Origin of the sequence: Curvibacter lanceolatus ATCC 14669 (assembly GCF_000381265.1) — a bacterium.
GTDB lineage: Bacteria > Pseudomonadota > Gammaproteobacteria > Burkholderiales > Burkholderiaceae_C > Curvibacter > Curvibacter lanceolatus.
In genome coordinates this window covers 199,116-221,946 of the sequence record NZ_KB906260.1, presented here as the reverse complement: position 1 = coordinate 221,946, position 22,831 = coordinate 199,116, and the positions used below count along the sequence as shown (strand labels likewise).

At 68.9% G+C, this 22,831-nt stretch carries 22 protein-coding genes and 1 riboswitch; of the genes, 17 read left to right on the top strand and 5 right to left on the bottom strand.

What is annotated here, in order from left to right; translation table 11 throughout:
* Positions 1-54 precede the first annotated feature (54 nt).
* The gene (locus F624_RS0116105; protein ID WP_019575353.1) at positions 55-816 is read left to right on the top strand and encodes an SOS response-associated peptidase; all 762 of its coding nucleotides are present in this window, start codon (positions 55-57) and stop codon (positions 814-816) included.
* Here the strand turns inward: F624_RS0116105 and F624_RS0116100 are convergent.
* Together F624_RS0116100 and F624_RS34900 are read right to left on the bottom strand one after the other, a co-directional pair.
* A complete protein-coding gene (locus F624_RS0116100) occupies positions 760-2,154 on the bottom strand; it encodes a D-serine ammonia-lyase (protein ID WP_051107431.1) in 1,395 nt (464 codons plus the stop codon). The genes F624_RS0116105 and F624_RS0116100 overlap by 57 nt on opposite strands.
* 205 nt (positions 2,155-2,359) lie before the next feature.
* Entirely contained in the window at positions 2,360-2,572 is a 213-nt protein-coding gene (locus tag F624_RS34900; RefSeq protein WP_157443488.1) for a hypothetical protein, read from the bottom strand.
* A 113-nt stretch (positions 2,573-2,685) separates the two neighbouring features.
* On the opposite strand from F624_RS34900, the gene F624_RS0116090 reads away from it, so the two are divergent.
* The 16 genes from F624_RS0116090 to F624_RS0116015 all read left to right on the top strand — a co-directional run bounded on the left by F624_RS0116090 (position 2,686) and on the right by F624_RS0116015 (position 20,744).
* On the top strand, positions 2,686-3,651 hold the full coding sequence (locus F624_RS0116090) for an ABC transporter substrate-binding protein (protein ID WP_031255240.1): 966 nt from the start codon (positions 2,686-2,688) through the stop codon (positions 3,649-3,651).
* 3 nt (positions 3,652-3,654) lie between these two features.
* Positions 3,655-4,503 carry an ABC transporter permease gene (locus F624_RS0116085; protein ID WP_019575349.1) on the top strand — a complete coding sequence of 283 codons (849 nt, stop codon included), beginning with the start codon at positions 3,655-3,657 and terminating at the stop codon, positions 4,501-4,503.
* Positions 4,500-5,279, top strand: coding sequence for an ABC transporter ATP-binding protein (locus F624_RS0116080; RefSeq protein ID WP_019575348.1), 780 nt, complete (start codon positions 4,500-4,502; stop codon positions 5,277-5,279). Before F624_RS0116085 ends, F624_RS0116080 begins: the two co-directional genes overlap by 4 nt.
* Before the next feature lie 134 nt (positions 5,280-5,413).
* A complete protein-coding gene (hutC, locus tag F624_RS0116075) occupies positions 5,414-6,142 on the top strand; it encodes a histidine utilization transcriptional repressor HutC (RefSeq protein WP_245573656.1) in 729 nt (242 codons plus the stop codon).
* 57 nt (positions 6,143-6,199) lie between these two features.
* Entirely contained in the window at positions 6,200-7,798 is a 1,599-nt protein-coding gene (gene hutH, locus F624_RS0116070) for a histidine ammonia-lyase (protein WP_019575346.1), read from the top strand.
* A 49-nt stretch (positions 7,799-7,847) separates the two neighbouring features.
* Positions 7,848-9,581: a urocanate hydratase gene (gene hutU / locus F624_RS0116065; protein ID WP_019575345.1), complete on the top strand. Its 1,734-nt coding sequence runs from the start codon at positions 7,848-7,850 to the stop codon at positions 9,579-9,581.
* 140 nt (positions 9,582-9,721) lie between these two features.
* Positions 9,722-10,462 carry an IclR family transcriptional regulator gene (locus tag F624_RS0116060; RefSeq protein ID WP_019575344.1) on the top strand — a complete coding sequence of 247 codons (741 nt, stop codon included), beginning with the start codon at positions 9,722-9,724 and terminating at the stop codon, positions 10,460-10,462.
* Between the two features lie 96 nt (positions 10,463-10,558).
* Positions 10,559-11,305, top strand: a complete 747-nt coding sequence (locus tag F624_RS0116055; protein ID WP_019575343.1) for a transporter substrate-binding domain-containing protein — start codon at positions 10,559-10,561, stop codon at positions 11,303-11,305.
* A gap of 37 nt (positions 11,306-11,342) precedes the next feature.
* Positions 11,343-12,011 carry an amino acid ABC transporter permease gene (locus tag F624_RS0116050; RefSeq protein WP_019575342.1) on the top strand — a complete coding sequence of 223 codons (669 nt, stop codon included), beginning with the start codon at positions 11,343-11,345 and terminating at the stop codon, positions 12,009-12,011.
* Positions 12,008-12,805, top strand: coding sequence for an amino acid ABC transporter ATP-binding protein (locus tag F624_RS0116045; protein WP_019575341.1), 798 nt, complete (start codon positions 12,008-12,010; stop codon positions 12,803-12,805). The genes F624_RS0116050 and F624_RS0116045 overlap by 4 nt, the downstream gene beginning before the upstream one ends.
* Positions 12,802-13,413: a HutD/Ves family protein gene (locus F624_RS0116040; protein WP_019575340.1), complete on the top strand. Its 612-nt coding sequence runs from the start codon at positions 12,802-12,804 to the stop codon at positions 13,411-13,413. Before F624_RS0116045 ends, F624_RS0116040 begins: the two co-directional genes overlap by 4 nt.
* Before the next feature lie 2 nt (positions 13,414-13,415).
* A complete protein-coding gene (gene hutI, locus F624_RS0116035) occupies positions 13,416-14,648 on the top strand; it encodes an imidazolonepropionase (RefSeq protein WP_019575339.1) in 1,233 nt (410 codons plus the stop codon).
* Between the two features lie 20 nt (positions 14,649-14,668).
* A complete protein-coding gene (locus F624_RS0116030; protein ID WP_019575338.1) occupies positions 14,669-16,084 on the top strand; it encodes a formimidoylglutamate deiminase in 1,416 nt (471 codons plus the stop codon).
* 24 nt (positions 16,085-16,108) lie between these two features.
* Positions 16,109-16,924 (top strand): N-formylglutamate deformylase, encoded by an 816-nt coding sequence (gene hutG / locus F624_RS0116025; RefSeq protein ID WP_019575337.1) that lies wholly within the window; start codon positions 16,109-16,111, stop codon positions 16,922-16,924.
* Positions 16,925-17,023: 99 nt separating this feature from the next.
* Complete coding sequence (gene acuI / locus F624_RS0116020) at positions 17,024-18,007, top strand: acrylyl-CoA reductase (NADPH) (protein ID WP_019575336.1); 984 nt, start codon at positions 17,024-17,026, stop codon at positions 18,005-18,007.
* 152 nt (positions 18,008-18,159) lie between these two features.
* Positions 18,160-18,245, top strand: a riboswitch (cyclic di-GMP riboswitch).
* A gap of 198 nt (positions 18,246-18,443) precedes the next feature.
* Entirely contained in the window at positions 18,444-20,744 is a 2,301-nt protein-coding gene (locus F624_RS0116015; RefSeq protein ID WP_051107419.1) for a putative Ig domain-containing protein, read from the top strand.
* Positions 20,745-20,807: 63 nt separating this feature from the next.
* On the opposite strand, the gene F624_RS0116010 is transcribed toward F624_RS0116015, so the two are convergent.
* The 3 genes from F624_RS0116010 to F624_RS0116000 form a co-directional block, all read right to left on the bottom strand.
* Complete coding sequence (locus F624_RS0116010) at positions 20,808-21,260, bottom strand: hypothetical protein (protein WP_031255236.1); 453 nt, start codon at positions 21,258-21,260, stop codon at positions 20,808-20,810.
* A gap of 115 nt (positions 21,261-21,375) precedes the next feature.
* Positions 21,376-22,098, bottom strand: a complete 723-nt coding sequence (locus tag F624_RS0116005; RefSeq protein WP_019575333.1) for an ABC transporter ATP-binding protein — start codon at positions 22,096-22,098, stop codon at positions 21,376-21,378.
* Positions 22,095-22,829: an ABC transporter ATP-binding protein gene (locus F624_RS0116000; protein WP_031255234.1), complete on the bottom strand. Its 735-nt coding sequence runs from the start codon at positions 22,827-22,829 to the stop codon at positions 22,095-22,097. The genes F624_RS0116005 and F624_RS0116000 overlap by 4 nt, the downstream gene beginning before the upstream one ends.
* Positions 22,830-22,831: the final 2 nt, after the last annotated feature.

Genomic DNA, 22,831 nt, shown 5'->3' with positions numbered 1-22,831 from the left:
TCAGCTCTGAAAAGCCAGCCTGCGGGCTGGCTTTTTTGTGGGCGCCGCAACCCCATGTCCGTGTCCATTAGCATCCCCACCATGTGTGCCCACTACCAGGCCCTGCGCGACCCTGCCGCGTGGCGCAAGAACTTTGATGTGACCCTGCCCGACGGCGGGCGTGAGGATGTCTGGCCCAGCTACCCGGCGGCCTTCATCCGCCATCCCCAGCCCCTGCAGGCCAGTGGGCCGTCGCCAGACCCGGCACAGGCTGAGGCAAGGGCCGAAGCCCTGATCGGGCGTTTCGGCCTGGTGCCCCACTGGGCCAAGGACGAGACGGTGGGGCGCCACACCTACAACGCGCGCAGCGAGACCGTGGCCAGCAAGCCCAGCTTTCGCGATGCCTGGCGCCTGGGGCGCCGTTGTGTGGTGCCGGCCGAGGCCATCTACGAGCCCGATTGGCGCAGCGGGCGGGGCGTACCCACCCGCATCCGGCGCAGCGACGGGCAGCCGCTGGCCCTGGCGGGGGTGTGGACGGGCTGGCGCAGCCCGACGGGCGAGGTGCTGCGCAGCTTCAGCCTGTTGACCGTGAATGCCGATCACCACGCCTTCATGCGCCAGTTCCACAAGCCCGATGAAGAAAAACGCATGGTGGTGGTGTTGCCGCCACACGCCCTGCAGCGCTGGCTGCAGGCCCCGCTGGCCGAGGCCACGGCATGGATTCAGGCCTGCGCGGCCGATGTGCTGTGCGTGGACGAATCCAGCCAGCCCCCGGCTCCGTCAGGCGGGCAGGGCGGCACGGACGAGGGGCTCAGCCTGCAACTGCCCCTGGCCTAAGCTCAGCCGTCCGCGCTGCACAAAGCGGCTGTAGTCCATTTCGGGCAGCAACAGCCCGCCGGTGGTCCAGACGATGTGCGTGGCGCGGGGCAGGTGGGCCCGCAGGCCGCGCTCGGCCAGCCAGGCCTGGCCGGTTGGCGAGCCCAGCAGTTGCCCCGGCCCGCTGAAGCCCGCGGCCGCCGAGGGCTCGATGCGCAGATCGGCATGGTCCAGGGCCAGCACCAGGTGTTCGAACAAGGTCGCATCCGCCACGGTGAACACGCCCGACAGGCGCTGGCGCATCAAGCCGGCGGCCAGCAGCGAGGCCCGGGGCACGGCCAGGCCATCGGCCTCGGTCTGGTTGCTCAGGCCGGCGTCGTACACCGAGGGGTGGGTGCCGGGGGGCGCCATCATCTGCAGCAGGAAGCAGGGCGACTGCACCGGTTCGGCAAAGAAGCAATGCACATGGGGGCCCAGCAGCTCGCGCAGCCCGAAGGCGATGCCCGCCGGGGCGCCGCCCACGCCACAGGGCAGGTAGACGAACAAGGGGTGTTCGGCATCGACCCGGCGCCCCTGCTGCTGCAGTTGATCACGCAGGTGCAGGGCGGCGGCGCTGTAGCCCAGCAACAGCGACTCCGAGCGTTCGTCGTCCACAAAATGGCACATTGGGTTGCCGGCGGCCTGGGCCCGCCCGGCGGCCACGGCTTTTTCATAGTCGCCCAGGTGCTCCACCACCTCGACCCCGCGCTGGCGCAGGCGGTCTTTCTTCCAGGCCTTGGCATCGGCCGACATGTGCACCACAGCCTTGAAGCCCAGGGCCGAGGCCATCACGCCGATGCTCAGGCCCAGGTTGCCAGTGCTGCCCACGGCCACCTGGTGCTGCGCGAACAGGGCGCGTGCCGCACTCTGCCCCAGCACCCGGTAATCGCTGCCGGCCTCGATCAGGCCGGCTTGCAGCGCCAGCGCCTCGGCATGCTGCAAGACCTCGTGAAAGCCCCCGCGGGCCTTGATCGAGCCCGCCACCGGCAGGTTGTGGTCTGTCTTGACCCACAAGGCCCCCAGCTCAGGCGAGAGGCCCAGCGCGCTTTGCAGGCGGGGGGCTGGCAACAGGGCGGATTCGATGGCGCCGTCGCTGCCTCGCAGCTCCGGAAACAGGTCGCCCAGCAGGCCGGCAAAGCGCTGCAGACGCGCGGCAGCGGCCTGGGTGTCGGCCAGGCCCAGGCCTGGCGGGCCATCGGCCGGCGGGCTGCCGGGGCTGGGGCTGGGGCTTGGGGTGGGCAGTTCGGGGTTGAGCCACAGGGTGGGCCGGGCCTGACGGATCGGGCCCTCAAGGGTCGCGGGGGAAGCTGGCAAGGTCATGAAGGGGCGCTGGCCACACGGGGTGGCCCTGCCTGAAAAGCCGCGCCGCAACAGCGGCCCGGCGGGGGAGAAATCGGTTTCAAACCCGGCATTCTTCACCCGCCGGCCGTTCGACGCAAGCAGCACCAGCCTGGGGCAGCCTGAGCCGAAACGGTGAGGGTGGGCCAGGCCGCGCCAGCCGGCGCTTTGCGCCCGTTGGGGCCCGTCAAGGTGCATGGGCGGGCACCAGGGCAGGGCGTGAGCTGGGCAGCGCTGCCGGGGCATTCGGCTGGCATGCTGTTTGCAATGGAACATCCGCCTCGGTTATCAAAACCTGTATAGACAGCATATTGGTGCAAATCCCGATGAGGGGCACCGAGTTGGTGATGGACACTGCGGCAAGCGCCGACGGCATGGTCTGGCTGGCGTTTGCGTTCATGTGACGTGCCTTGTTGTATAGACAGGAGGGGTGTTCAGAGGGTCTGAGCACTCGGCGCGGCGCCAGGGGCGCCTTGTGCAAACGGGGTTTCAATCCTTACAGGAGCATCAAAAATGGGTCGTTCAATGTTCAAGGTGGCATCGTTGATGGCTGCCGCAGGGCTGGTGGCAGCGGTGGCCGCACCGGTGCAGGCACAGGAAACCAAGATCGCCCTGGGCATGTCGGGCTGGACGGGCTTTGCGCCCCTGACCCTGGCGGACAAGGCCGGCATCTTCAAGCAGCACGGCCTGGAGGTCGATCTGAAGATGATTCCCCAGAAGGACCGGCATCTGGCCCTGGCTTCCAAGGCCATCCAGTGTGCGGCCACCACGGTCGAGACCCATGTGGCCTGGAACGCCAACGGCGTGCCCATCGTGCAGATCTTCCAGATGGACAAGTCTTATGGCGCCGACGGCCTGGCCGTGCGCAACGACATCAAGGGCTTTGCCGAACTCAAGGGCAAGACCATCGGCGTCGATGCCCCGGGCACCGCCCCGTACTTCGGCCTGGCCTGGATGCTGAGCAAGAACGGCATGAGCCTGAAAGACGTCAAGGTCACCACGCTGGCGCCGCAGGCCGCGGCCCAGGCCTTCGTGGCCGGGCAGAACGATGCCGCCATGACCTACGAACCCTATCTCTCGACCGTGCGCTCCAACCCCACGGCCGGCAAGATCCTGGCCACCACGCTCGACTACCCGATGGTGATGGACACCGTGGGCTGCGACCCGGCGTGGCTCAAGGCCAACCCCAAGGCCGCCCAGGCCCTGACCGACTCGTACTTTGCCGCGCTGGAGATGATCAAGAACGACCCGGCCAAGTCGAACGACATCATGGGCTCGGCCGTCAAGCAGACGGGTGAGCAATTCGCCAAGTCGTCGGCCTATCTGCGCTGGCAGGACAAGGCGGCCAACCAGAAGTTCTTTGCCGGCGAGCTGACCAGCTTCATGAAGGATGCCACCACCATCCTGCTGGAGGCCGGCATCATCCGCAAGGCGCCCGAGAACCTGGCCGTCACCTTTGACGCGAGCTTCATCAAATAAGCCATGAGCCGTTCGCAAGCCATGCCTTCCGCCCTGGCCAGCCCCACGGCCACGGCGCCCCGCCGGCGCAGCCACTGGGCGCCGCTCGAACCCGTCAGCCTGCGCGCGCGCTGGCTGCTGGGGCTGGGCTTCTTTGTGGTGTTCGTGCTCGTGTGGGCCGGCTTCACCCTGGGCGGTTTTGTCTCGCCCACCTTTTTGGCCAGCCCGGTCACGATGGCCCAGGAGGCCTGGCTGCTCTTCACCGAGTACGGCTTCCACAAGGACATCGGCATGACGGTGTGGCGCGTGCTGGGCGGCTTTGTGCTGGCCGCGGTGATTGCCGTGCCGCTGGGCATCGCCATGGGCGCCTACAAGGGGGTCGAGGCCTTTTTCGAGCCCTTTGTCTCGTTCTGTCGCTACCTGCCGGCCTCGGCCTTCATCCCGCTGCTGATCCTGTGGGCCGGCATCGGCGAGCTGCAGAAGGTGCTGGTGATCTTCATCGGCTCGTTCTTCCAGATCGTGCTGATGGTGGCCGTGATCGTGGGCGGGGCCCGGAAAGACCTGGTCGAAGCCGCCTACACCCTGGGCGCCAGTGGACGAGGTATCGTGCGGCGCGTGCTGATCCCGGGGGCGGCCCCCGAGATCGCCGAAACCCTGCGCCTGGTGCTGGGCTGGGCCTGGACTTATGTCATCGTGGCCGAGCTGATCGGCTCCTCGTCGGGCATCGGGCACATGATCACCGACAGCCAGGCCTTGCTCAACACCGGGCAGATCATCTTCGGCATCATCGTCATCGGCCTGATCGGCCTGGTGTCCGACTTCGCTTTCAAGGCCCTGAACCGGCGCCTGTTTGTGTGGAGCTTCTTCAAATGAGCCAGTTGTCCATCCAGGGCGTCTCGCGCGTCTTCGAGTCCAGCCGCGGCCAGCGCACCCAGGCCTTGCTGCCGGTCGATTTCGAGGTGCGCGACAACGACTTCGTCACCATCCTGGGCCCCTCGGGCTGCGGCAAGAGCACCTTGCTGCGCATCGTGGCCGGCCTGGACCACCCCAGCACCGGCCGCGTGCTGCTTGACGGCCAGCCCGTGCAGGGCCCGGGTGCCGACCGGGGCATGGTGTTCCAGAGCTACACGCTGTTCCCGTGGCTGACCATCGAGCAGAACGTGCGCTTCGGCCTGCGCGAGCGCGGCATGAGCGAGGCAGCGCAGAAGGAGCGTGCCGATTTCTTCATCGCCCGCGTCGGCCTGCGCGGCTTCGAGCAGCATTTTCCCAAGCAGCTCTCGGGCGGCATGCAGCAGCGCACCGCGATTGCCCGCGCCCTGGCCAACGACCCCAAGATCCTGCTGCTCGACGAGCCCTTCGGTGCCCTCGACAACCAGACCCGGGTGCTGATGCAGGAGCTGCTGCTGGGCATCTGGGAGGCCTCGCGCAAGACCGTGCTCTTTGTCACCCACGACATCGACGAGGCCATCTTCATGGCCAACCGGGTGGCCGTGTTCAGCGCCCGGCCCGGGCGCATCAAGACCGAGCTGGCGGTGGATTTCCCGCACCCGCGCCACTACACGATCAAGACCAGCCCCGAGTTCATGGCCCTCAAGGCCCGCCTGACCGAAGAGATCCGGGCCGAGTCCATGGCCGCGGCCGAGCACTGAGGCTCAGCGCCCACGGTCCTGGCCCACTACGATAGCGCCCCATGTCACCCACGCCCGCCAGCCGCCGCAAGGCTTCGTCCCATCTGCCGTCCCCCTCGGTGGCCGCCGTGCCGCTGACTGCGTCCACCTCGCCCATGCCGCCGGCGCTGGCGCTGTACCAGCAGATCAAGGACCACATCTCGCGCAAGATCCAGGACGGCTCCTGGCCGCCGGGCCACCGCCTGCCGTCCGAGCACGAGCTGGTGGCCCAGTTCGGCATCTCGCGCATGACCGTCAACCGCGCCTTGCGCGAGCTGACCGAGCAGGGCAGGGTGGTGCGTGTAGCCGGGGTGGGCAGTTTCGTGGCCGAGGAAAAGCCCCAATCCACGCTGCTGCAGATCGCCAACCTGGCCAGCGAGATCCGCCAGCGTGGTCACGACTACCGCTGCGAGGTGCTGGTGGTGGAGCGCATCTCCGCCTCGCTGGAGGTGGCAGCCTCCCTTGACCTGCGCCTGGGCGATTCGGTCTTTCACTCGGTTTGCGTGCACCTGGAAGACGGCGTGCCCGTGCAGCTGGAAGACCGCTACGTCAACCCCCGCGTGGTGCCCGACTTCGGCGCGCAGGATTTCAGCCTGCAGCAGCCCTCCGAGTACCTGGTGCGCAACGTGCCCTTCGACCAGGTCGAGCACGTGGTGGACGCCGTGCTGCCCACGGCTGAGCAGGCCGAGCGCCTGGCCATGGTGCCGACCCAGCCCTGCCTGCTGCTGACCCGCCGCACCTGGACGCGCGGCGTGCCGGTGACGGTGGTGCGCTGCCTGCACCCGGCCTCGCGCTACCGCCTGGGCAGCCGTTTCAGGGCCGACGGCAACCCCGTCTTCGGCTGAGCCGGTTGCGCTTTGCAGACGGCCTTGTTTTCGTTTATGGCAACTTGTATAGACAGGATGGTCAACATGACATCAAACACAGCACCCACCCCGGCACCCACCTCTGCATCCACCGCCGCCGAGCTGCTGCTGGAGCCCGGCCAGGTGAGCCTGGCCCAGTGGCGCCGCATCGCGGCCGGCGGCCTGACGCTGCGCCTGCACGAATCGGCGCGCGCCGGCCTGCTGGCGGCCCAGCGCTGTGTGCAGCGCATCGTCGATGAAGACCAGGTGGTCTACGGCATCAACACCGGCTTTGGCAAGCTGGCCAGCACGCGCATTGCCCACGAACGCCTGGCCGAGCTGCAGCGCAACCTGGTGCTGTCGCACAGCGTGGGCACGGGTGAGCCCCTGCCTGCGCCGGTGGTGCGCATGGTGCTGGCCTCCAAGGCGGTCAGCCTGGCGCGGGGGCACTCCGGCGTGCGGCCCGAACTGGTGGACGCGCTGCTGGCGCTGGCCAATGCCGATCTGTTGCCGGTGATCCCGGCCAAGGGCTCGGTGGGCGCCTCGGGCGACCTGGCCCCGCTGGCCCACCTGGCCTGCGTGCTGATCGGTGAGGGCGAGGTGCTGCTGCCCGAGGGCGGGCGCCTGGGCGGTGCCCAGGCCCTGGCGCGCATCGGCCTGCAACCCTTTGTGCTGGGCCCCAAAGAGGGTCTGGCGCTGCTCAACGGCACCCAGGTGTCCACGGCGCTGGCCTTGGCCGGCCTGTTTGGCGCCGAAGAGGTGTTGGCCGCCGGCCTGGCGGCGGGGGCCCTGTCGCTGGAGGCCATCAAGGGCTCGGTCAAGCCGCTGGATGCGCGCATCCATGCCGCCCGGGGTCAGCCCGGGCAGATCGCGGTGGCTGCGGCCCTGCGCGAGTTGCTGGAGGGCAGCGACATCGTGCATTCGCACGAGCACTGCGGCCGGGTGCAAGACCCGTATTCGATCCGCTGCGTGCCCCAGGTGATGGGCGCCTGCCTGGACAACCTGCAACATGCCGCCCGCGTGCTGCAGACCGAGGCCAATGCCGCCTCGGACAACCCGCTGGTGTTCGACAACGGCGATGTGATCTCGGGCGGCAACTTCCACGCCGAGCCGGTGGCCTTTGCGGCCGACATCATCGCGCTGGCGGTGGCCGAGATCGGCGCCATCTCGGAGCGCCGCATGGCCTTGCTGCTGGACACCGGCCTGTCGGGCCTGCCGGCCTTTCTGATCCGCGACAGCGGCGTCAATTCGGGCTTCATGATCGCCCAGGTCACGGCCGCGGCGCTGGCCTCGGAAAACAAGTCGCTGGCCCACCCGGCCAGTGTCGACAGCCTGCCCACCTCGGCCAACCAGGAAGACCATGTCTCCATGGCCACCTTCGGCGCGCGCCGTCTGGCCGAGATGGTGAACAACACCGCGGTGGTGGTGGGCATCGAGGCCATGGCCGCCGCCCAGGGGCTGGATTTCCAGCGCCCGCTGAAGAGCTCGCCCGCGGTGGAGGGCCTGATGGCCGGCATCCGCCAGCGCGTGGCCTTTCTGGAGCAAGACCGCTTTCTGGCCCCCGACATCGAAGCCATGCGCGGGTGGGCCCGCCAGACCGATTGGCCGGCCTGCCTGAAGCGCGTCTGGCCCAGCGAGCAGGCCACCGCCCTCTGAGCCGATCCCATCCTTCTTTCTGTGCACCGTCTTTTCTGGAGTGTTGACCATGAATGCCAATGACAAACTCATCGCCGCCACCGCAGCCCCGGCCGCCGACCCCCGCCACGACCCCAGCCGGGTGATCCGCGCCCCGCGCGGCACCGAGAAAAGCTGCAAGAGCTGGCTCACCGAGGCGGCCTACCGCATGATCCAGAACAACCTGGACGCCGAGGTGGCCGAGCGCCCGCAAGACCTGGTGGTCTATGGCGGCATCGGCCGGGCCGCCCGCGACTGGGCCTGTTACGACGCCATCCTGGAGAGCCTGCGCCAGCTCAACGACGACGAGAGCCTGCTGATCCAGTCGGGCAAGCCCGTGGGCGTGTTCAAGACCCACGAGAACGCCCCGCGGGTGTTGCTGGCCAACTCCAACCTGGTGCCCAAATGGGCCAACTGGGAGCACTTCAGCGAGCTCGACCGCAAGGGCCTGTTCATGTACGGCCAGATGACGGCCGGCAGCTGGATCTACATCGGCACCCAGGGCATCGTGCAAGGCACCTACGAGACCTTTGCCGAGGCAGGCCGCCAGCACCACGGCGGCAGCCTCAAGGGCCAGTGGATCGTCACTGCCGGCCTGGGCGGCATGGGTGGGGCCCAGCCCCTGGCCGCCACCTTTGCCGGGGCGGTGTCGCTGAACATCGAATGCCAGCAGGCCAGCATCGACTTCCGCCTGCGCACCCGCTACCTCGACAAGCAGGCGCGCGATCTGGACCACGCCCTCGAACTGATCGCCCAGCACACGGCCGCCGGCGAGGCGGTGTCCATCGGCCTGCTGGGCAATGCCGCCGAGGTGCTGCCCGAACTGGTGCGCCGGGCGCAGGCCGGTGGCCCCAGGCCCGGCCTGGTGACCGACCAGACCTCGGCCCACGACCTGGTCAACGGCTACCTGCCGGCCGGCTGGAGCGTGGCCCAGTGGCGTGCCGCGCAGCAGGACCCGGCCCAGCATGCCGCCCTCAAGAAGGCGGCCGCCCAGTCGTGTGCCCGCCATGTGCAGGCCATGCTCGATTTCCAGGCCCTGGGCGTGCCGGTGGTCGATTACGGCAACAACATCCGCCAGGTGGCCTTCGATGAGGGCGTGCAGAACGCCTTCGACTTCCCGGGCTTTGTGCCGGCCTACATCCGCCCGCTGTTCTGCGAGGGCAAGGGCCCGTTCCGCTGGGTGGCCCTGTCGGGCGACCCGGAAGACATCTACAAGACCGACGCCAAGATCAAGGAGCTGTTCCCCGAGAACACCCATGTGCACCGCTGGCTCGACATGGCCCGCGAGCGCATCAGCTTCCAGGGCCTGCCGGCGCGCATCTGCTGGCTGGGGCTGGGCGAGCGCCACAAGGCGGCGCTGGCCTTCAACGAGATGGTGCGCACGGGCGAGCTCAAGGCGCCCATCGTGATCGGCCGCGACCACCTGGACACCGGTTCGGTGGCCAGCCCCAACCGCGAAACCGAAAGCATGAAGGACGGCACCGACGCCGTCAGCGACTGGCCGCTGCTGAACGCGCTGCTCAACACGGCGGGGGGCGCCACCTGGGTCAGCCTGCACCACGGCGGGGGCGTGGGCATGGGGTATTCGCAGCATTCGGGCGTGGTCATCGTGGCCGATGGCAGCGCGGCCGCCGACCAGCGCCTGGCCCGCGTGCTCTGGAACGACCCGGCCACCGGGGTGATGCGCCATGCCGACGCCGGCTACGAAAGCGCCCAGGCCTGCGCCCAGCGCAACGGCCTGAACCTGCCCATGCTTCAAGGTTGAGTGAAGGGCTGAGGCACTGGAGGAGGCGGGTACTTCAAAAGCTGGCCCCATTCCCACAGCCTGGGAATGGGGGCTTGGCGCTCAAGTCATGGCGCCAGATACTGCAAGGCAATCAACGCTTCAGCGCTCACCTCATTCCCATGACCGCCGGATCTGACACCACCCCCGCCACCGACCGCGCCCTGCAGGTGCTGTCGGTGCTGGCGCAGCACCGCGAGCCCATGAGCGCGCTGGAGCTGAGCGCCGCCACGGGGCTGGCCAAGAGCACGCTGTACCGCCAGATCGCCACCTTGCGGCGCTGGGGTTTTGTCATGGAGGTGGACGGGCGCTACGGCCCGGGCCCCGCCAGCGTCGAGCTGGCCTGCGGCTTTGACGCCAACTCGCGCCTGGTGCAGTGCGCCCGGGCCGATCTGCAGGCCCTGGCCCGCCTCAGCAGCGAGAGCGTGGCCCTGGTGGCGGTGCTCAATGAGCGTGCGGTGTGCCTCGAAATGGTGGACAGCGTGCAGTCGCTGCGCTGCTCCTTCGACAAGGGGCGCAGCGTGCCGCTGCGCGACGGGGCCAGCGCCAAGTGCCTGCTGGCCCACCTGCCCGAGGCCCAGCGCGAAGCGGCCCTGGAGCGGTTGAACCTCGGCGCCACCGAGCAAGCGGCCCGGCGCAGTGAGCTGGCGCTCATCCGCGAGCGCGGCCATGCCATCACCGCCGGCGAAGTCGATGCCGGTGTCTGGGGCGTGAGTGCGCCCCTGCTCGATGGCCAGCGTCAGCTGCACGGTGCCATCACCCTGATGGCACCGACCTTGCGTATCGATGGCCGCGAGGCCGCCTTTGTGCACATGACCCTGGTCACCGCAGCGCGCATTGCCCGCGCGCTGCAGGGCCCGTGAAACGGCACCTTGAAGGCCCGCTTGCGCTGAATCTCCCCGTTGTCTTCCCTTTTGTCTCCCCCCGTTGCATCCCTCCAACCTGACAGGACCTGCCCCATGAACTTCCGCCGCCAACTCCTCCTCGCCACCCTGGCCCTCAGCAGCTTTGCCGGCCTGCACGGCGCCGCCAGCGCCCAGTCTGATGTGCTGCACGTGGCCACCGACGCCACCTTCCCGCCCATGGAGTACGTGGACAACGGCAAGCGCACCGGCTTCGATGTCGAGCTGGTGGAGGCGGTGGCCGCCGCCATGGGCAAGAAGGTCGAGTGGGTGGACATCGACTTCAAGGGCCTGATCCCCGGCCTGATCTCCAAGCGCTTCGACATGGCCGTGTCGGCCATCTACATCACCGACGAGCGCAAGAAGGTGGTCGATTTCAGCGAACCCTACTTTGCCGGTGGCCTGGTCACCATGGTCAAGGCGGGCAGCGCGATGAAGGCCCCCATCGACCTCAACGGCAAGAAGGTGTCGGTGCAGGTGGGCACCAAGTCGGTGGCCTTTGTGAAGCAGGCCTTCCCGCAGGTGCAGCTGGTCGAGGTCGAGAAGAACCAGGAGATGTTCAACCTGGTGGACATCGGCCGCGCCGACGCCCTGGTCACCGGCAAGCCCGCGGCCTTCCAGTACATGCGCACCCGCCCGGGTCTGCAGGTGCTGGAGCCCCAGCTGACCACCGAGGAGTACGGCATGGCCCTGCGCAAGGACACGCCGGAGCTGACCCGTGCCGTCAACGCCGCGCTGGCCAAGCTCAAGGCCGACGGCAGCCATGCGCGCCTGGTGGCCAAGTGGTTTCCGGCCGGCAAATGAGGGGCTGAGCGCTCCCTGACTGAAGGCACTCCACCCCATGGACTTCGATTTCTCCCCCGTCTGGGCCGGCTGGCGCGATCTGCTCAACGGCGCAGCCGTCACGGTGCAGATCACCGCCTGTGCCCTGCTGCTGGGCTGCGTGCTGGGCCTGCTGGCCGGCCTGGGCCGCCTGCGACGCGGCAACCCGCTGGTCTACGGCCTGTGCACGGCCTATGTGGCGCTGATCCGCGGCACGCCGCTGCTGGTGCAGCTGTTCATCCTGTTCTTCGGCCTGCCGCATTTCGGGCTGCTGCTGCCGGCCTTTGTGTGCGGCGTGCTGGGCATGGGCATCTACTCGGGCGCCTATGTGTCGGAGATCGTGCGCGGGGCCATCCAGTCGGTGGACCGTGGCCAGATGGAGGCTGCCCGCTCCATGGGCATGTCCTACAGCCAGGCCATGCGCAGCGTGATCCTGCCGCAGGCCGTGGTGCGCATGATCCCGCCCCTGGGCAATGAGTTCATTGCCCTGATCAAGAACTCGGCCCTGGTGTCGCTGTTGACCATCCACGACGTGATGCACGAGGGGCAGAAGATCATCAGCGTGTCGTACCGGTCGCTGGAGGTGTATCTCGCGATCGCGGCGGTGTATTTCGTGCTCACGGGGCTGACCACCCTGGCCCTGCGGCACATCGAACAGCGCCTGCGCGCCGGAGGCATGGTGCAATGAGCCAGACCCTGCAACAGACACCGGCCCAGACCCAGGGCCAAGAACCCATCCTTCGCATCCGCGGCCTGGGCAAGCGCTACGGCGACCACGTGGTGCTGAAAGGCATCGACTTCGAGGTGCAGCCCTCGCAGGTGGTGGTGGTGATCGGGCCCAGCGGCTCGGGCAAGAGCACCTTTTTGCGCTGCTGCAACGGGCTGGAGCAGCCCGAGCAGGGCAGCGTCGAGATCGTGGGCCACACCCTGGTGCGTGAGGGCCAGATGCTGGCCGAGCGCGAGCTGAATGCCCTGCGCACCGAGGTGGGCATGGTGTTCCAGTCGTTCAACCTGTTCCCGCACCTGTCGGTGCTGGGCAACGTCACCCTGGGCCCGCGCATGCTGCGCGGCCTGAGCGCCTCCCAGGCCGAGGCCGAGGCGCGTGAGCTGCTGCAGAAGGTGGGCCTGTCGGCCAAGGCCGACGCCATGCCGGCCAGCCTGTCGGGCGGCCAGAAACAGCGCGTGGCGATTGCCCGTGCCCTGGCCATGCGACCCAAGGTGATGCTGTTCGACGAGCCCACCTCGGCCCTCGACCCCGAGCTGGTGGGCGAGGTGCTGCAGGTCATGAAGCTGCTGGCCAGCGAAGGCATGACCATGATGGTGGTCACCCACGAGATGGGCTTTGCCCGCGAGGTGGCCGATGTGGTGGTGGTCATGGATGGCGGCGGCATCGTCGAGGCCGGCGACCCGGCCACCGTGTTCGGGGCCCCGCGGCAGGAACGCACCCGGCAGTTTTTGCATGCCGTGCTGAGCCGCTCATGAACCCAGACGCCTCTTCAGATCTGCATCGCTTCGACCGCCGCTCGCTCCAGGCCATGCCCTGGAAGAACGGCGGCGGCGTGACGCGTGAGATCGTCTGCCAGCCGCCGGGCGCGGGGCTGGACGCCTTTGACTGGCGGGTCAGCATTGCCCACATCGCCAGCGACGGGCCGTTCTCCCGCTTCGAAGGGGTGGACCGCGTGATCACGCTGCTCGAAGGGGCTGGCGTGCAGCTCAGCTCGAGCGATGGCGCCGTGGCGCACCGCCTGGCCACACCGTGGCAGCCCTTTGCCTTTGCCGGCGAGGTCGCCATCGACAGCCGCCTGCTGGGCGGCCCCTGCGACGATTTCAATGTGATGACGCGGCGCGAGCGCTGCCGGGCCTCGGTCAGCGTGTTGTACGGTGATGTGGGGCAGGCCTTGCCCTCGTCGCCGGCCGGCCTGCTGATGAGCCTGCAGGGAGCTTGGCAGCTGTGTGGCGCTGAAACCGTGGCGCTGGCACCCGACCAGGGCCTGTGGTGGGAGGCTGGGGCAGGGCGCTTCGGCCCCTGGCGGCTGACGGCCGACGGGCCGCAGGCCGCGCTGATCGCGGTGTTGATACAGGAGGTTTGACCATGCGGGGTTCTGTGCACGCCAGTGCCGATGGTTTGTGGTTCAACCTGCGGGTGGCGCCCGGTGCGCTGACGGTCGACAGCCCGCCCGACAGCGATGCCCTGCTGGTGCAGGGGGGGCAGATCGCCTGGGTCGGGCGTCTGGCCGACGCGGTGCTGCCGCCCGCCACGCCCCGGCACGACGCCGGGGGCTGCTGGCTCACGCCCGGCCTGATCGACTGCCACACCCACCTGGTGTACGGCGGCCAGCGGGCGAATGAATTCGCGCTGCGCTTGGCCGGTGCCAGCTACGAAGAGGTGGCCCGCGCCGGCGGCGGTATCGTCTCCAGCGTGCGGGCCACCCGCGAGGCCAGCGAGGACGAGCTGCTGGCCAGTGCCAGCGCCCGCCTGCAAAGCCTGCTGGCCGAAGGCGTCTGTGCCATCGAGATCAAATCAGGCTATGGCCTGAGCCTGGCGCACGAGCGCAAGCAGTTGCGTGTGGCGCGGCGCCTGGGCGAGCTGCATGGCCTCACCGTGCGCACCACCTTTTTGGGTGCCCACGCGCTGCCGCCCGAGTACGCGGGGCGCAGCGCCGACTACGTTGACCTGGTGTGCCGCGAGATGCTGCCCGCCCTGGCGGCCGAGGGCCTGGTGGATGCGGTGGATGTGTTCTGCGAGCGCATCGCGTTCTCGCTGGCCGAGACCGAGCAGGTGTTTCAGGCCGCGCAGGCCCTGGGCCTGCCGGTGAAGCTGCATGCCGAGCAACTGTCCGACATGGGCGGGGCGGCGCTGGCGGCGCGCTATGGCGCGCTGTCGTGCGACCACATCGAGCACCTGTCGGCCGAAGGCATCGCCGCCATGCGCCGTTCGGGCACGGTGGCCGTGCTGCTGCCCGGAGCCTTCTACACCTTGCGCGACACCCAGGTGCCGCCCATCCAGGCCTTGCGCGAGGCCGGCGTGCCCATGGCCGTGTCCACCGACCACAACCCGGGCACCTCGCCGGCCCTGAGCCTGCTGCTGATGGTCAACATGGCCTGCACGCTGTTTCGCCTGACCGTGCCCGAGGCCCTGGCCGGGGTGACCCGCCACGCCGCCCAGGCGCTGGGCCTGCAGGACAGCCACGGCCAGCTCGGGCCGGGGCGCCCCGCCAACTGGGTGCTGTGGCCCGTGGGCGAGGTGGCCGAGTTGGCCTACTGGCTGGGCCAGCGCCCCCGGCCCACCGTGGTGCGCCAGGGGCGCATCACGCAGACCCCCTGATTTGACTTGAGAGAGCCTGCATGAGCGCCACCACCTTGTTTGCCCCCCACGCCCTGCTGCCCGAGGGCTGGGCGCGCGATGTCTTGCTGCAGTGGGATGCGGCCGGTGTGCTGCAGCAGGTGCAGGCCGGTGTGGCCGCACCGGCCGGTGCGGCCCAGGCTGCGGGCCCCGTGATCCCGGGCCTGCCCAATCTGCATTCGCATGCCTTCCAGCGCGGCTTTGCCGGCCTCACCGAGCAGCGCAGCAGCCCGGGGCAGGGGGGCGAGGCCGACAGTTTCTGGAGCTGGCGCACCCTGATGTACCGCTTTGCGGGCAGCCTGACGCCAGAGCGGCTGGAGGCCATCGCCACCTGGCTGTACCTCGAAATGCTGGAGGCCGGCTACACCTCGGTGTGCGAGTTCCACTACGTGCATCACCAGGCCGACGGCCAGCCCTATGCCGACGACGCCACGCTGGCGCGCTGCCTGTTGCGGGCGGCGCAGCGCACGGGCATGGGCATGACGCTGCTGCCCGTGCTGTACCAGACCGGCGGTTTTGGCGGGCAGGCGCCGCACGGCGGGCAGCGGCGCTTTCTGCGCAGCACCGACAACCTGCTGCGGATGTTGCACACCTTGCAGGGCGAGCTGAACCGCGGCCTGCATGGCTCTGATGCCCGGCTGGGCCTGGCCCCGCACTCGCTGCGCGCCGTGCCCCCCGACAGCCTGCGCGAGGCCGTGGCCGGCCTGACGGCGCTCGACCCCGCCGCCCCCATCCACATCCACATTGCCGAGCAGACCCGCGAGGTGGACGATTGCCTGGCCTGGAGCGCGCGCCGCCCGGTCGAATGGCTGCTGGAGCATGCACCGGTGGACCGGCGCTGGTGCCTGGTGCACGCCACCCACATGACCGAGGCCGAATACCGGGCCGCAGCGGCCAGCGGCGCGGTGGCCGGCCTGTGCCCCAGCACCGAGGCCAATCTGGGCGATGGCCTGTTCGACCTGCCTCTGTGGCGCGACGCCGGCGGCGCCTGGGGCGTGGGCTCGGACAGCCATGCCTGCGTGAATGCGGCCGAAGAGCTGATGCTGCTGGAGTACGGCCAGCGCCTGCAGCGGCATGAGCGCAATGTGCTGGCCAGTGCCCGCCAGCCCGGGGTGGCCACGGCCATGACCCTGCAGGCGGTGGCCGGTGGCGCCCAGGCCTGCGCCCGCGCGGTGGCCGGCCTGGCGCCGGGCCAGCGCGCCGACTGGGTCGAGCTGGACCCGCAGCACCTGGCCCTGGCGGGTTTGCCCGCACCCGACATGCTGTCGGCCCATGTCTTCGGCAGCCACCGCAGCTCGGCCGTGGCCGAGGTGCGGGTGGGCGGCGTGCCCCGCGTGCAGGCCGGTCGCCACGCCTTGCATGACGAGGCGGCACGGGCCTTTGTGCAGGCCCGCCGCGAACTGCTTGAAAGTACCTGACATTCCCTTTCCGAGGCCCTCCCCATGACCGCTTTCACCACCGACCAACCCGCCTTCCGCCTGCACCAGGGGCAGCGCCCGCTGCTGATCTCCATGCCCCATGTGGGCACCTATGTGCCGCCCGCACTGGCCCAGCGGCTGACGGCCGAAGCCCGGCAGGTGCCCGACACCGACTGGCATCTGGAGCAGCTGTATGGCTTTGCCCGCGCGCTGGGGGCCTCGATCCTGGTGGCCACCCATTCGCGCTATGTGATCGATCTGAATCGCCGATCCGACGGCGCCAGCCTCTACCCGGGCCAGAGCGTGACCGGCTTGTGCCCGGTCGACACCTTTGACGACACCCCGCTGTACGCCGATGGTCAGGGCCCTGATGAAGCCGAGATCGCGCAGCGCCGCGAGGCCGTGTGGGCGCCGTACCACGCCTGTTTGCAGGCCGAGCTGCAGCGTTTGCGTGCAGCGCACGGCGTGGCCATGTTGTGGGACGCGCACTCGATCCGCTCGGTGCTGCCACGCTTCTTCGAAGGCAAGCTGCCCGACCTGAACCTGGGCACCGCCGACGGCGCCAGCTGCGACCCGGCGCTGGCGCAGCGCCTGCTGGCCATCGCCCAGGCCGCGCCGGGGCACACGGCGGTGCTCAACGGGCGCTTCAAGGGCGGGCACATCACGCGCCATCACGGCCAGCCGGCCCAGAACATCCATGCGGTGCAACTGGAAATGACCCAGTGCAGCTACATGCAAGAGTCATTGCCTTTTGACTACCTGCCCGAGGTGGCAGCCCGCATCCAGCCCACCGTGCAGCAATTGATTGAAGCCATGTTGGCCTTTGCCGAGGCCGCCTGATCCGGTTGTTCGGGCAGAGCATGGGGTAACCCAGGTGCTTGATGGGCTGGTGCGAGCTGGGGCATGATCCACGCCGCTTGTACCCCTCCAGGAGACCCCATGTTCGAAGGCATTCTGATCACCAAGGACGACGCCGGCTACCGCGCCCAGTTGCAATCCATCGACGAGGCGCAACTGCCCGAGGGCGATGTGACCGTGCAGGTGGCGTGGTCCACCCTCAATTACAAGGATGGCCTGGCCATCACCGGCCAATCGCCGGTGGTGCGGCGCTTTCCCATGGTGCCCGGCATCGATTTCGCGGGCACCGTGACCGCCAGCAGCCATGCCAGCTGGAAAGTGGGCGATCAAGTGGTGCTCAATGGCTGGGGCGTGGGCGAAACCCACTGGGGTGGCCTGGCCGGTGTGGCCCGGGTCAAGGGCGACTGGCTGGTGCGCCTGCCCGAGGCCTTCAGCGCCCGCCAGGCGATGGCCATCGGCACCGCGGGCTACACCGCCATGCTGTGCGTGATGGCCCTGGAGCGCCACGGCATCCAGCCGGGCGACGGTGACATCCTGGTCACCGGGGCCAATGGCGGCGTGGGCAGTGTGGCGCTGGCCTTGCTGGCCCGGCTGGGCTACCGCGCCGTGGCCTCGACCGGCCGGCCGCAAGAGGCCGAGCATTTGAAATCCATCGGTGCGGCCGAGGTCATCGACCGGGCCGAGCTGGCCGCGCCCGGCAAAGCGCTGGGCAAGGAGCGCTGGGCTGGTGTGGTGGATGCCGTGGGCAGCCACACCCTGGCCAATGCCTGCGCCGGCACCCGCTATGGCGGTGCGGTGGCGGCCTGCGGCTTGGCCGGGGGCATGGATTTCCCGGCCACCGTGGCGCCCTTCATCCTGCGTGGGATCACCTTGTATGGCATCGACAGCGTGATGGCTCCGCTGGCGCTGCGCCAGCAGGCCTGGGCGCGGCTGGCCCGCGATCTGGACCCGGCCTTGCTGGAGGCCTTCACCCGCGAAATCCCCTTGGCCCAGGCCCCCGCCGTGGCGGCGGATCTGCTGGCCGGGCAGGTGCGCGGGCGTGTGGTGGTGCGTGTAACGGCTTGATGCCAGAACCGGGGCGGTGATCCTGGCTTTTCACGGTAGTCGGGCGGATACAGGGAACAGACGGGCTTTTCTTCCGCTTTTCCGTTCATCATTTCTTATCCGGCGTGTTACGAAATGTGTTGATATGAAACACAAATGAACTTAAGATGGCGGCATGTAAAAGGCACACCCGTGCGAAAGCCGGGGTCGCAAAGCCACCGGTCTAAGCCCTCAGGGGTATGACAGCGGGGTTGCCAAGCCCCTGTGGCTTCTTCTGCGAAGCCCACCTGGATCCCCAGGTTTCAGAAGCCGGCAACCCTCCCGCCCGGTGTCTTCGCCCCCCTTCTTTTGAGGGCTGTGCCTCCCGTCCAACTGACCGGAGAGTGCCGTGGCCTCATTGATCTCATTCCAAAATTTGCGTTCTGCGCCTGCCACCTGTGGCCTGGCGTTGAGCGCCATGACGCTGTTGCTGGCCGCTTGTGGTGGCGGTGATGGCGGCACGATGGCCAGCCCCTCAGTCAGTGCCACCACCACGCTGTCGGCCGAAGTCGATACCCTGCCGGATTCGGTGGCCTCACAGACCGTGCTGCCCAGCTTCCACCTGGCACCGGTGCAACTGCAGGCGCCGGACGATGTGGATGCCTCCGGCTCGGGCGCTTCGGCCCAGTTGGCACCGCGCGTGCAGTGGGTGCCCGCCGAGCTGGCCGGCCTGAGCAGCCGCCGACTGACGCCCGAGGCCATGACCCAGGCCAAGGCCTTGGGGGTTTCCGCCAACGTGCAGTCTGATGATTCGACCGCCAAGGCGGGCTCCGCGGTGGTCACCTACTCGCCGGCACAGATCCGGGCTGCGTATGGCCTGCCGGCCACCCCGGCCCCGGGTGCCAGCCTGACGGCTGCGCAAGCCGCCCAGTTGGGCGCTGGTCAGACGATCTACATCGTCGACGCCATGCACAACCCGAACGTGGCCGCCGAGCTGGCCGCCTTCAACAGCAAGTTCGGTCTGCCCACCTGCACCACCAAGGCCATCGCCACCAACGCCACACTGCCGCTGGCCGCACCGTCGAGCGCGGCTTGCGAGCTGTCGGTGGTGTACAGCAACACCAGTGGCGCCATGACGGCGACGGCACCGGCCTACGATTCGGGCTGGGCGACCGAGATTTCTCTGGACGTTCAATGGGCTCACGCGATTGCGCCGCTGGCCCGTCTGGTGCTGATCGAAGCCCCGGATTCCAGCGTGAACAGCCTGCTGGCGGCCGTGGGCCTGGCCAACAAGATGGGCCCGGGCGTGGTGTCGATGAGTTTTGGCGCCAACGAAGGCAACTGGACCGCCTCGGCCGACAGTTACTTCAGCACCGCCAACATGACTTACCTGGCGGCGGCGGGTGACTCGGGTGCTGGCGTGAGCTGGCCGGCCGTGTCGCCCAAGGTGCTGGCCGTCGGCGGCACCTCGCTGACCTACAGCGGCACCGGCAGCCGCAGCGAAGTGGTGTGGAGCGGCTCGGGTGGTGGCACCAGCGCCTACACGGCCCTGCCCAGCTACCAGACCAGCGCCGTGCCTGGCCTGGGCACGGTGGCGCGTCGCACCGTGTCGGATGTGGCCATGAATGCCAACCCCAACACGGGCCAGTATGTGGCGGTGATCGCTGCGGGCAGCAGCACCACCCAATGGGTCAGCGCCGGTGGCACCAGCATGTCGACCCCGCAATGGGCGGCGCTGGTCGCGGTGGCCAACGCCTTGCGCGCTCAGTCCTCCAAGGCTGTTCTGGGCGCTCCGCACGCGGTGTTGTATGGTCAGATCTCGGTGAATGCCAGCAGCTATGCCGGCGCCTTCCTGGATGTGACCTCGGGCAACAACGGCACTTGCGCCACCTGCAGCGCACACGCCGGCTTTGACACCCCCACCGGCCTGGGCACGCCCAATGGCAGCAACCTGCTCAGTGTGCTCAGTGGCGCCACGGTGACCAACCCGCCCGTGGTGGCTTCGGCCAGCATCAGCGGCCAAGTGGGCACGGCCCTGTCGTTCACCGTGTCCGCTTCGGCCCCCAATGCCGTGACCTATAGCCTGACGGGCGCTCCGTCCGGCATGACCATCTCCACCGCTGGTGTGGTCAGCTGGCCCACCCCGGTGGCAGGCACCTACGCCGTGACCGTGGTGGCCAAGGACAGCAAGACCGGCCTCAGCGGCCAGGGCGTGTACACCGTGACCGTTGCCAAGCCGGTGGCCCCCACCGTGACCGCTGCCACCATCAACGGCACGCCGGGCACGGCCCTGACCTTTACCGTGAACGCCACTGGCGCCAATGCCCTGAGCTACAGCCTGAGCGGTGCGCCCACCGGCATGAGCGTGAACGCCAGCACGGGGGTGGTGAGCTGGGCCAGCCCGGTGCTGGGCACGTACAGCGTGACGGCGATCGCCAAGGACAGCAAGACCGGCCTGACCGGCCAGGCGGTGTACACGGTGAAGATCGCTGCCGCCACCACCACGACCACGGGCTTGTCGGTCAAGGCGCCCGCCATCACCGGCGTGGCAGGCAAGGCCGTCAGCGGCACGATCACGATCACGGATTCGGGCGTGAGCTGGGTCTCGGTGTCGATCTCCGGTGCGCCGCTGGGCATGTCGTTCTCGATGACGGGCCTCACCGTGACCGCCAACTGGGCCAGCCCGGTGACCGGCAGCTACACGTTGACGGTGGTGGTCAAGGATTCGGCTGGCCGCACGGTTCAGGTGCAGATGCCGGTGACCATCACGGCCAAGTAAGCACACAGATCGCTGTGCAGCAAGACCGGCGCCTGGGGAAACCCAGGCGCCATTTTTTTGGGCTCAGCGGCAGCTCAGATCCATCGGCTGCCCCTCCCAGCCGCTTTGGCGCACCGGGCCCTGGCCAGGGCAGCTGTAGCTGAGGACCAGGAACTTGCGCTGGTTGGGTGCGGGGTCGCCACACAGGCCGTTGTTCACCGTGAGCACCGGGATGGCCTGGTTGGCCAGGGCCCGGGCGATGCCGGCGCGGGCATCGCAGGCCCGCTCGGCCGTGCCATAGCGGGCCTCGTGCAGGGTGATGGGGGCTGCGGGGGCGGGGTATGAGCCCGGCCAGTTCGGGGCGGCGCCCGTCTGCCAGGGGGCCTGGCGAGCGGCGGCCAGGCCATCGGCATAGCCCTGGTCGTAGCCGCGCCGGTAGGCCTCGCTCTGGGCCTGGGCCGGCGGGGCGAGCAAGAGCAGGCTCAGTCCGGCGAAGAGCAGGGCCCCTGGCAAGGAGCGGCGTGGGCGCAAAAGCATGGCAATCTTTCAGGCCCGCCAGGAGGATGGAGGATCAGCGGGCTTGCAAGCTCAATGCGCGGCGCGCAGGGCGGGTTGACGCCCGACCTGTATCAAGTTGTGAGCCACGTGGGGTTTAGACGCCCAGGTACTGATCGAGCAGGGCCGGGTTGGTGCGCAGTTGCTCGGAACCGCCTTCGAAGGCGACCTGGCCTTTCACCAGGATCACATTGCGGTTGCTGATCTGGGTGACGTGCTTCCAGTTCTTGTCGACGATCACGCTGCTGATGCCGCTTTCGCGGATCAGGCCGCAGATGCGCCAGATCTCGCGCGCGATCAGGGGCGCCAGACCTTCGGTGGCTTCGTCGAGGATCAGCACATCGGGGTTGGTCATGAGGGCGCGGCCGATGGTGAGCATCTGCTGTTCGCCGCCCGAGAGTTGCTGGCCGCCGTGGTGGAGGCGTTCGGTCAGGCGCGGGAAGGTTTCCAGCACGCGCTCGTAGGTCCAGTCGCGCTGGCCTCGGGTGCCGGCGCGGGCCGCCATCTGCAGGTTCTCTCGCACGCTGAGGTTGCCGAAGATGCCGCGCCCTTCGGGCACGTAGGCGATGCCCAGGCGTGACACCTCGTAGGGCGAACGGCCGGTCATGGCGCGGCCGGTGATGTTCACCTGGCCCGAGCGCGGCTTGACCAGGCCCATGATGCTTTTCAGCAGGGTGCTCTTGCCCATGCCGTTGCGGCCCATCAGGCCGATGGTCTCGCCACGCGCCACCGTGAAGCTGAGGTCGCGCAGGATGTGGCTGGCGCCGTAGTAGGTGTTGAGGCCCTGGGCCTGGATCAGCAGTTCGGTGGAGGGGCTCATTCGTCGGCTCCGAGGTAGGCGGACTGCACCAGCGGGTCGGCGCGCACCTCGGCCGGGCTGCCACTGGCGATGCGCTGGCCGTTGACCATCACGGTCAGGCGGTCGGCCAGGGTGAAGACGGCGTCCATGTCGTGCTCGACCAGCATCATGGCGTGGCCGGGCTTGAGGCGCAGCAGCAATTCGACGATGCGTTCGGCCTCGGCCACGCCCATGCCGGCCAGGGGTTCATCGAGCAGCAGCACCTGCGGCTCGGTGGCCAGGGTCATGGCGATCTCAAGCTGGCGCTGCTCGCCATGGCTGGCGGCGCCGGCGATGGCCTGGCGGCGGGGCTGCAGGCCGGCCAGCTCCAGGGCCCGCTCGGCGCGCTCGTTGATGGCGCTGATGCTGTCGGCCCGCTTCAGCCAGCGCCAGGGCTGGGGGCTGCGCGACTGGGCGGCCAGGCGGATGTTGTCCCACACGCTCAAGGGGGCAAAGATGTTGGTCTTCTGGTAGCTGCGGCCCAGGCCCTGGCGCGAGATGCGTTCGGCCGACCAGCCTGTCACGTCCTGACCGCCCAGGGTGATGCGACCGTCGCTGGGGGGCAGGTCGCCCGAGAGCAGGTTGGTCAGGGTTGACTTGCCGGCCCCGTTGGGCCCGATCACGGCATGGATGCAGTTGCGCCAAAGGTCGAGTTCGACCTGGTTGACGGCGGCCAGGCCGCCGAAGCGGCGGGTCAGGCCGCGCGCACTCATCA

Bases quoted from the DNA above. Each gene is read 5' to 3' on its own strand.
- F624_RS0116105 (WP_019575353.1), top strand. From the start codon at position 55: ATGTCCGTGTCCATTAGCATCCCCACCATGTGTGCCCACTACCAGGCC.
- F624_RS0116100 (WP_051107431.1), bottom strand. From the start codon at position 2,154: ATGACCTTGCCAGCTTCCCCCGCGACCCTTGAGGGCCCGATCCGTCAG.
- F624_RS34900 (WP_157443488.1), bottom strand. From the start codon at position 2,572: ATGAACGCAAACGCCAGCCAGACCATGCCGTCGGCGCTTGCCGCAGTG.
- F624_RS0116090 (WP_031255240.1), top strand. From the start codon at position 2,686: ATGGGTCGTTCAATGTTCAAGGTGGCATCGTTGATGGCTGCCGCAGGG.
- F624_RS0116085 (WP_019575349.1), top strand. From the start codon at position 3,655: ATGAGCCGTTCGCAAGCCATGCCTTCCGCCCTGGCCAGCCCCACGGCC.
- F624_RS0116080 (WP_019575348.1), top strand. From the start codon at position 4,500: ATGAGCCAGTTGTCCATCCAGGGCGTCTCGCGCGTCTTCGAGTCCAGC.
- hutC (WP_245573656.1), top strand. From the start codon at position 5,414: ATGCCGCCGGCGCTGGCGCTGTACCAGCAGATCAAGGACCACATCTCG.
- hutH (WP_019575346.1), top strand. From the start codon at position 6,200: ATGGTCAACATGACATCAAACACAGCACCCACCCCGGCACCCACCTCT.
- hutU (WP_019575345.1), top strand. From the start codon at position 7,848: ATGAATGCCAATGACAAACTCATCGCCGCCACCGCAGCCCCGGCCGCC.
- F624_RS0116060 (WP_019575344.1), top strand. From the start codon at position 9,722: ATGACCGCCGGATCTGACACCACCCCCGCCACCGACCGCGCCCTGCAG.
- F624_RS0116055 (WP_019575343.1), top strand. From the start codon at position 10,559: ATGAACTTCCGCCGCCAACTCCTCCTCGCCACCCTGGCCCTCAGCAGC.
- F624_RS0116050 (WP_019575342.1), top strand. From the start codon at position 11,343: ATGGACTTCGATTTCTCCCCCGTCTGGGCCGGCTGGCGCGATCTGCTC.
- F624_RS0116045 (WP_019575341.1), top strand. From the start codon at position 12,008: ATGAGCCAGACCCTGCAACAGACACCGGCCCAGACCCAGGGCCAAGAA.
- F624_RS0116040 (WP_019575340.1), top strand. From the start codon at position 12,802: ATGAACCCAGACGCCTCTTCAGATCTGCATCGCTTCGACCGCCGCTCG.
- hutI (WP_019575339.1), top strand. From the start codon at position 13,416: ATGCGGGGTTCTGTGCACGCCAGTGCCGATGGTTTGTGGTTCAACCTG.
- F624_RS0116030 (WP_019575338.1), top strand. From the start codon at position 14,669: ATGAGCGCCACCACCTTGTTTGCCCCCCACGCCCTGCTGCCCGAGGGC.
- hutG (WP_019575337.1), top strand. From the start codon at position 16,109: ATGACCGCTTTCACCACCGACCAACCCGCCTTCCGCCTGCACCAGGGG.
- acuI (WP_019575336.1), top strand. From the start codon at position 17,024: ATGTTCGAAGGCATTCTGATCACCAAGGACGACGCCGGCTACCGCGCC.
- F624_RS0116015 (WP_051107419.1), top strand. From the start codon at position 18,444: ATGACGCTGTTGCTGGCCGCTTGTGGTGGCGGTGATGGCGGCACGATG.
- F624_RS0116010 (WP_031255236.1), bottom strand. From the start codon at position 21,260: ATGCTTTTGCGCCCACGCCGCTCCTTGCCAGGGGCCCTGCTCTTCGCC.
- F624_RS0116005 (WP_019575333.1), bottom strand. From the start codon at position 22,098: ATGAGCCCCTCCACCGAACTGCTGATCCAGGCCCAGGGCCTCAACACC.
- F624_RS0116000 (WP_031255234.1), bottom strand. From the start codon at position 22,829: ATGAGTGCGCGCGGCCTGACCCGCCGCTTCGGCGGCCTGGCCGCCGTC.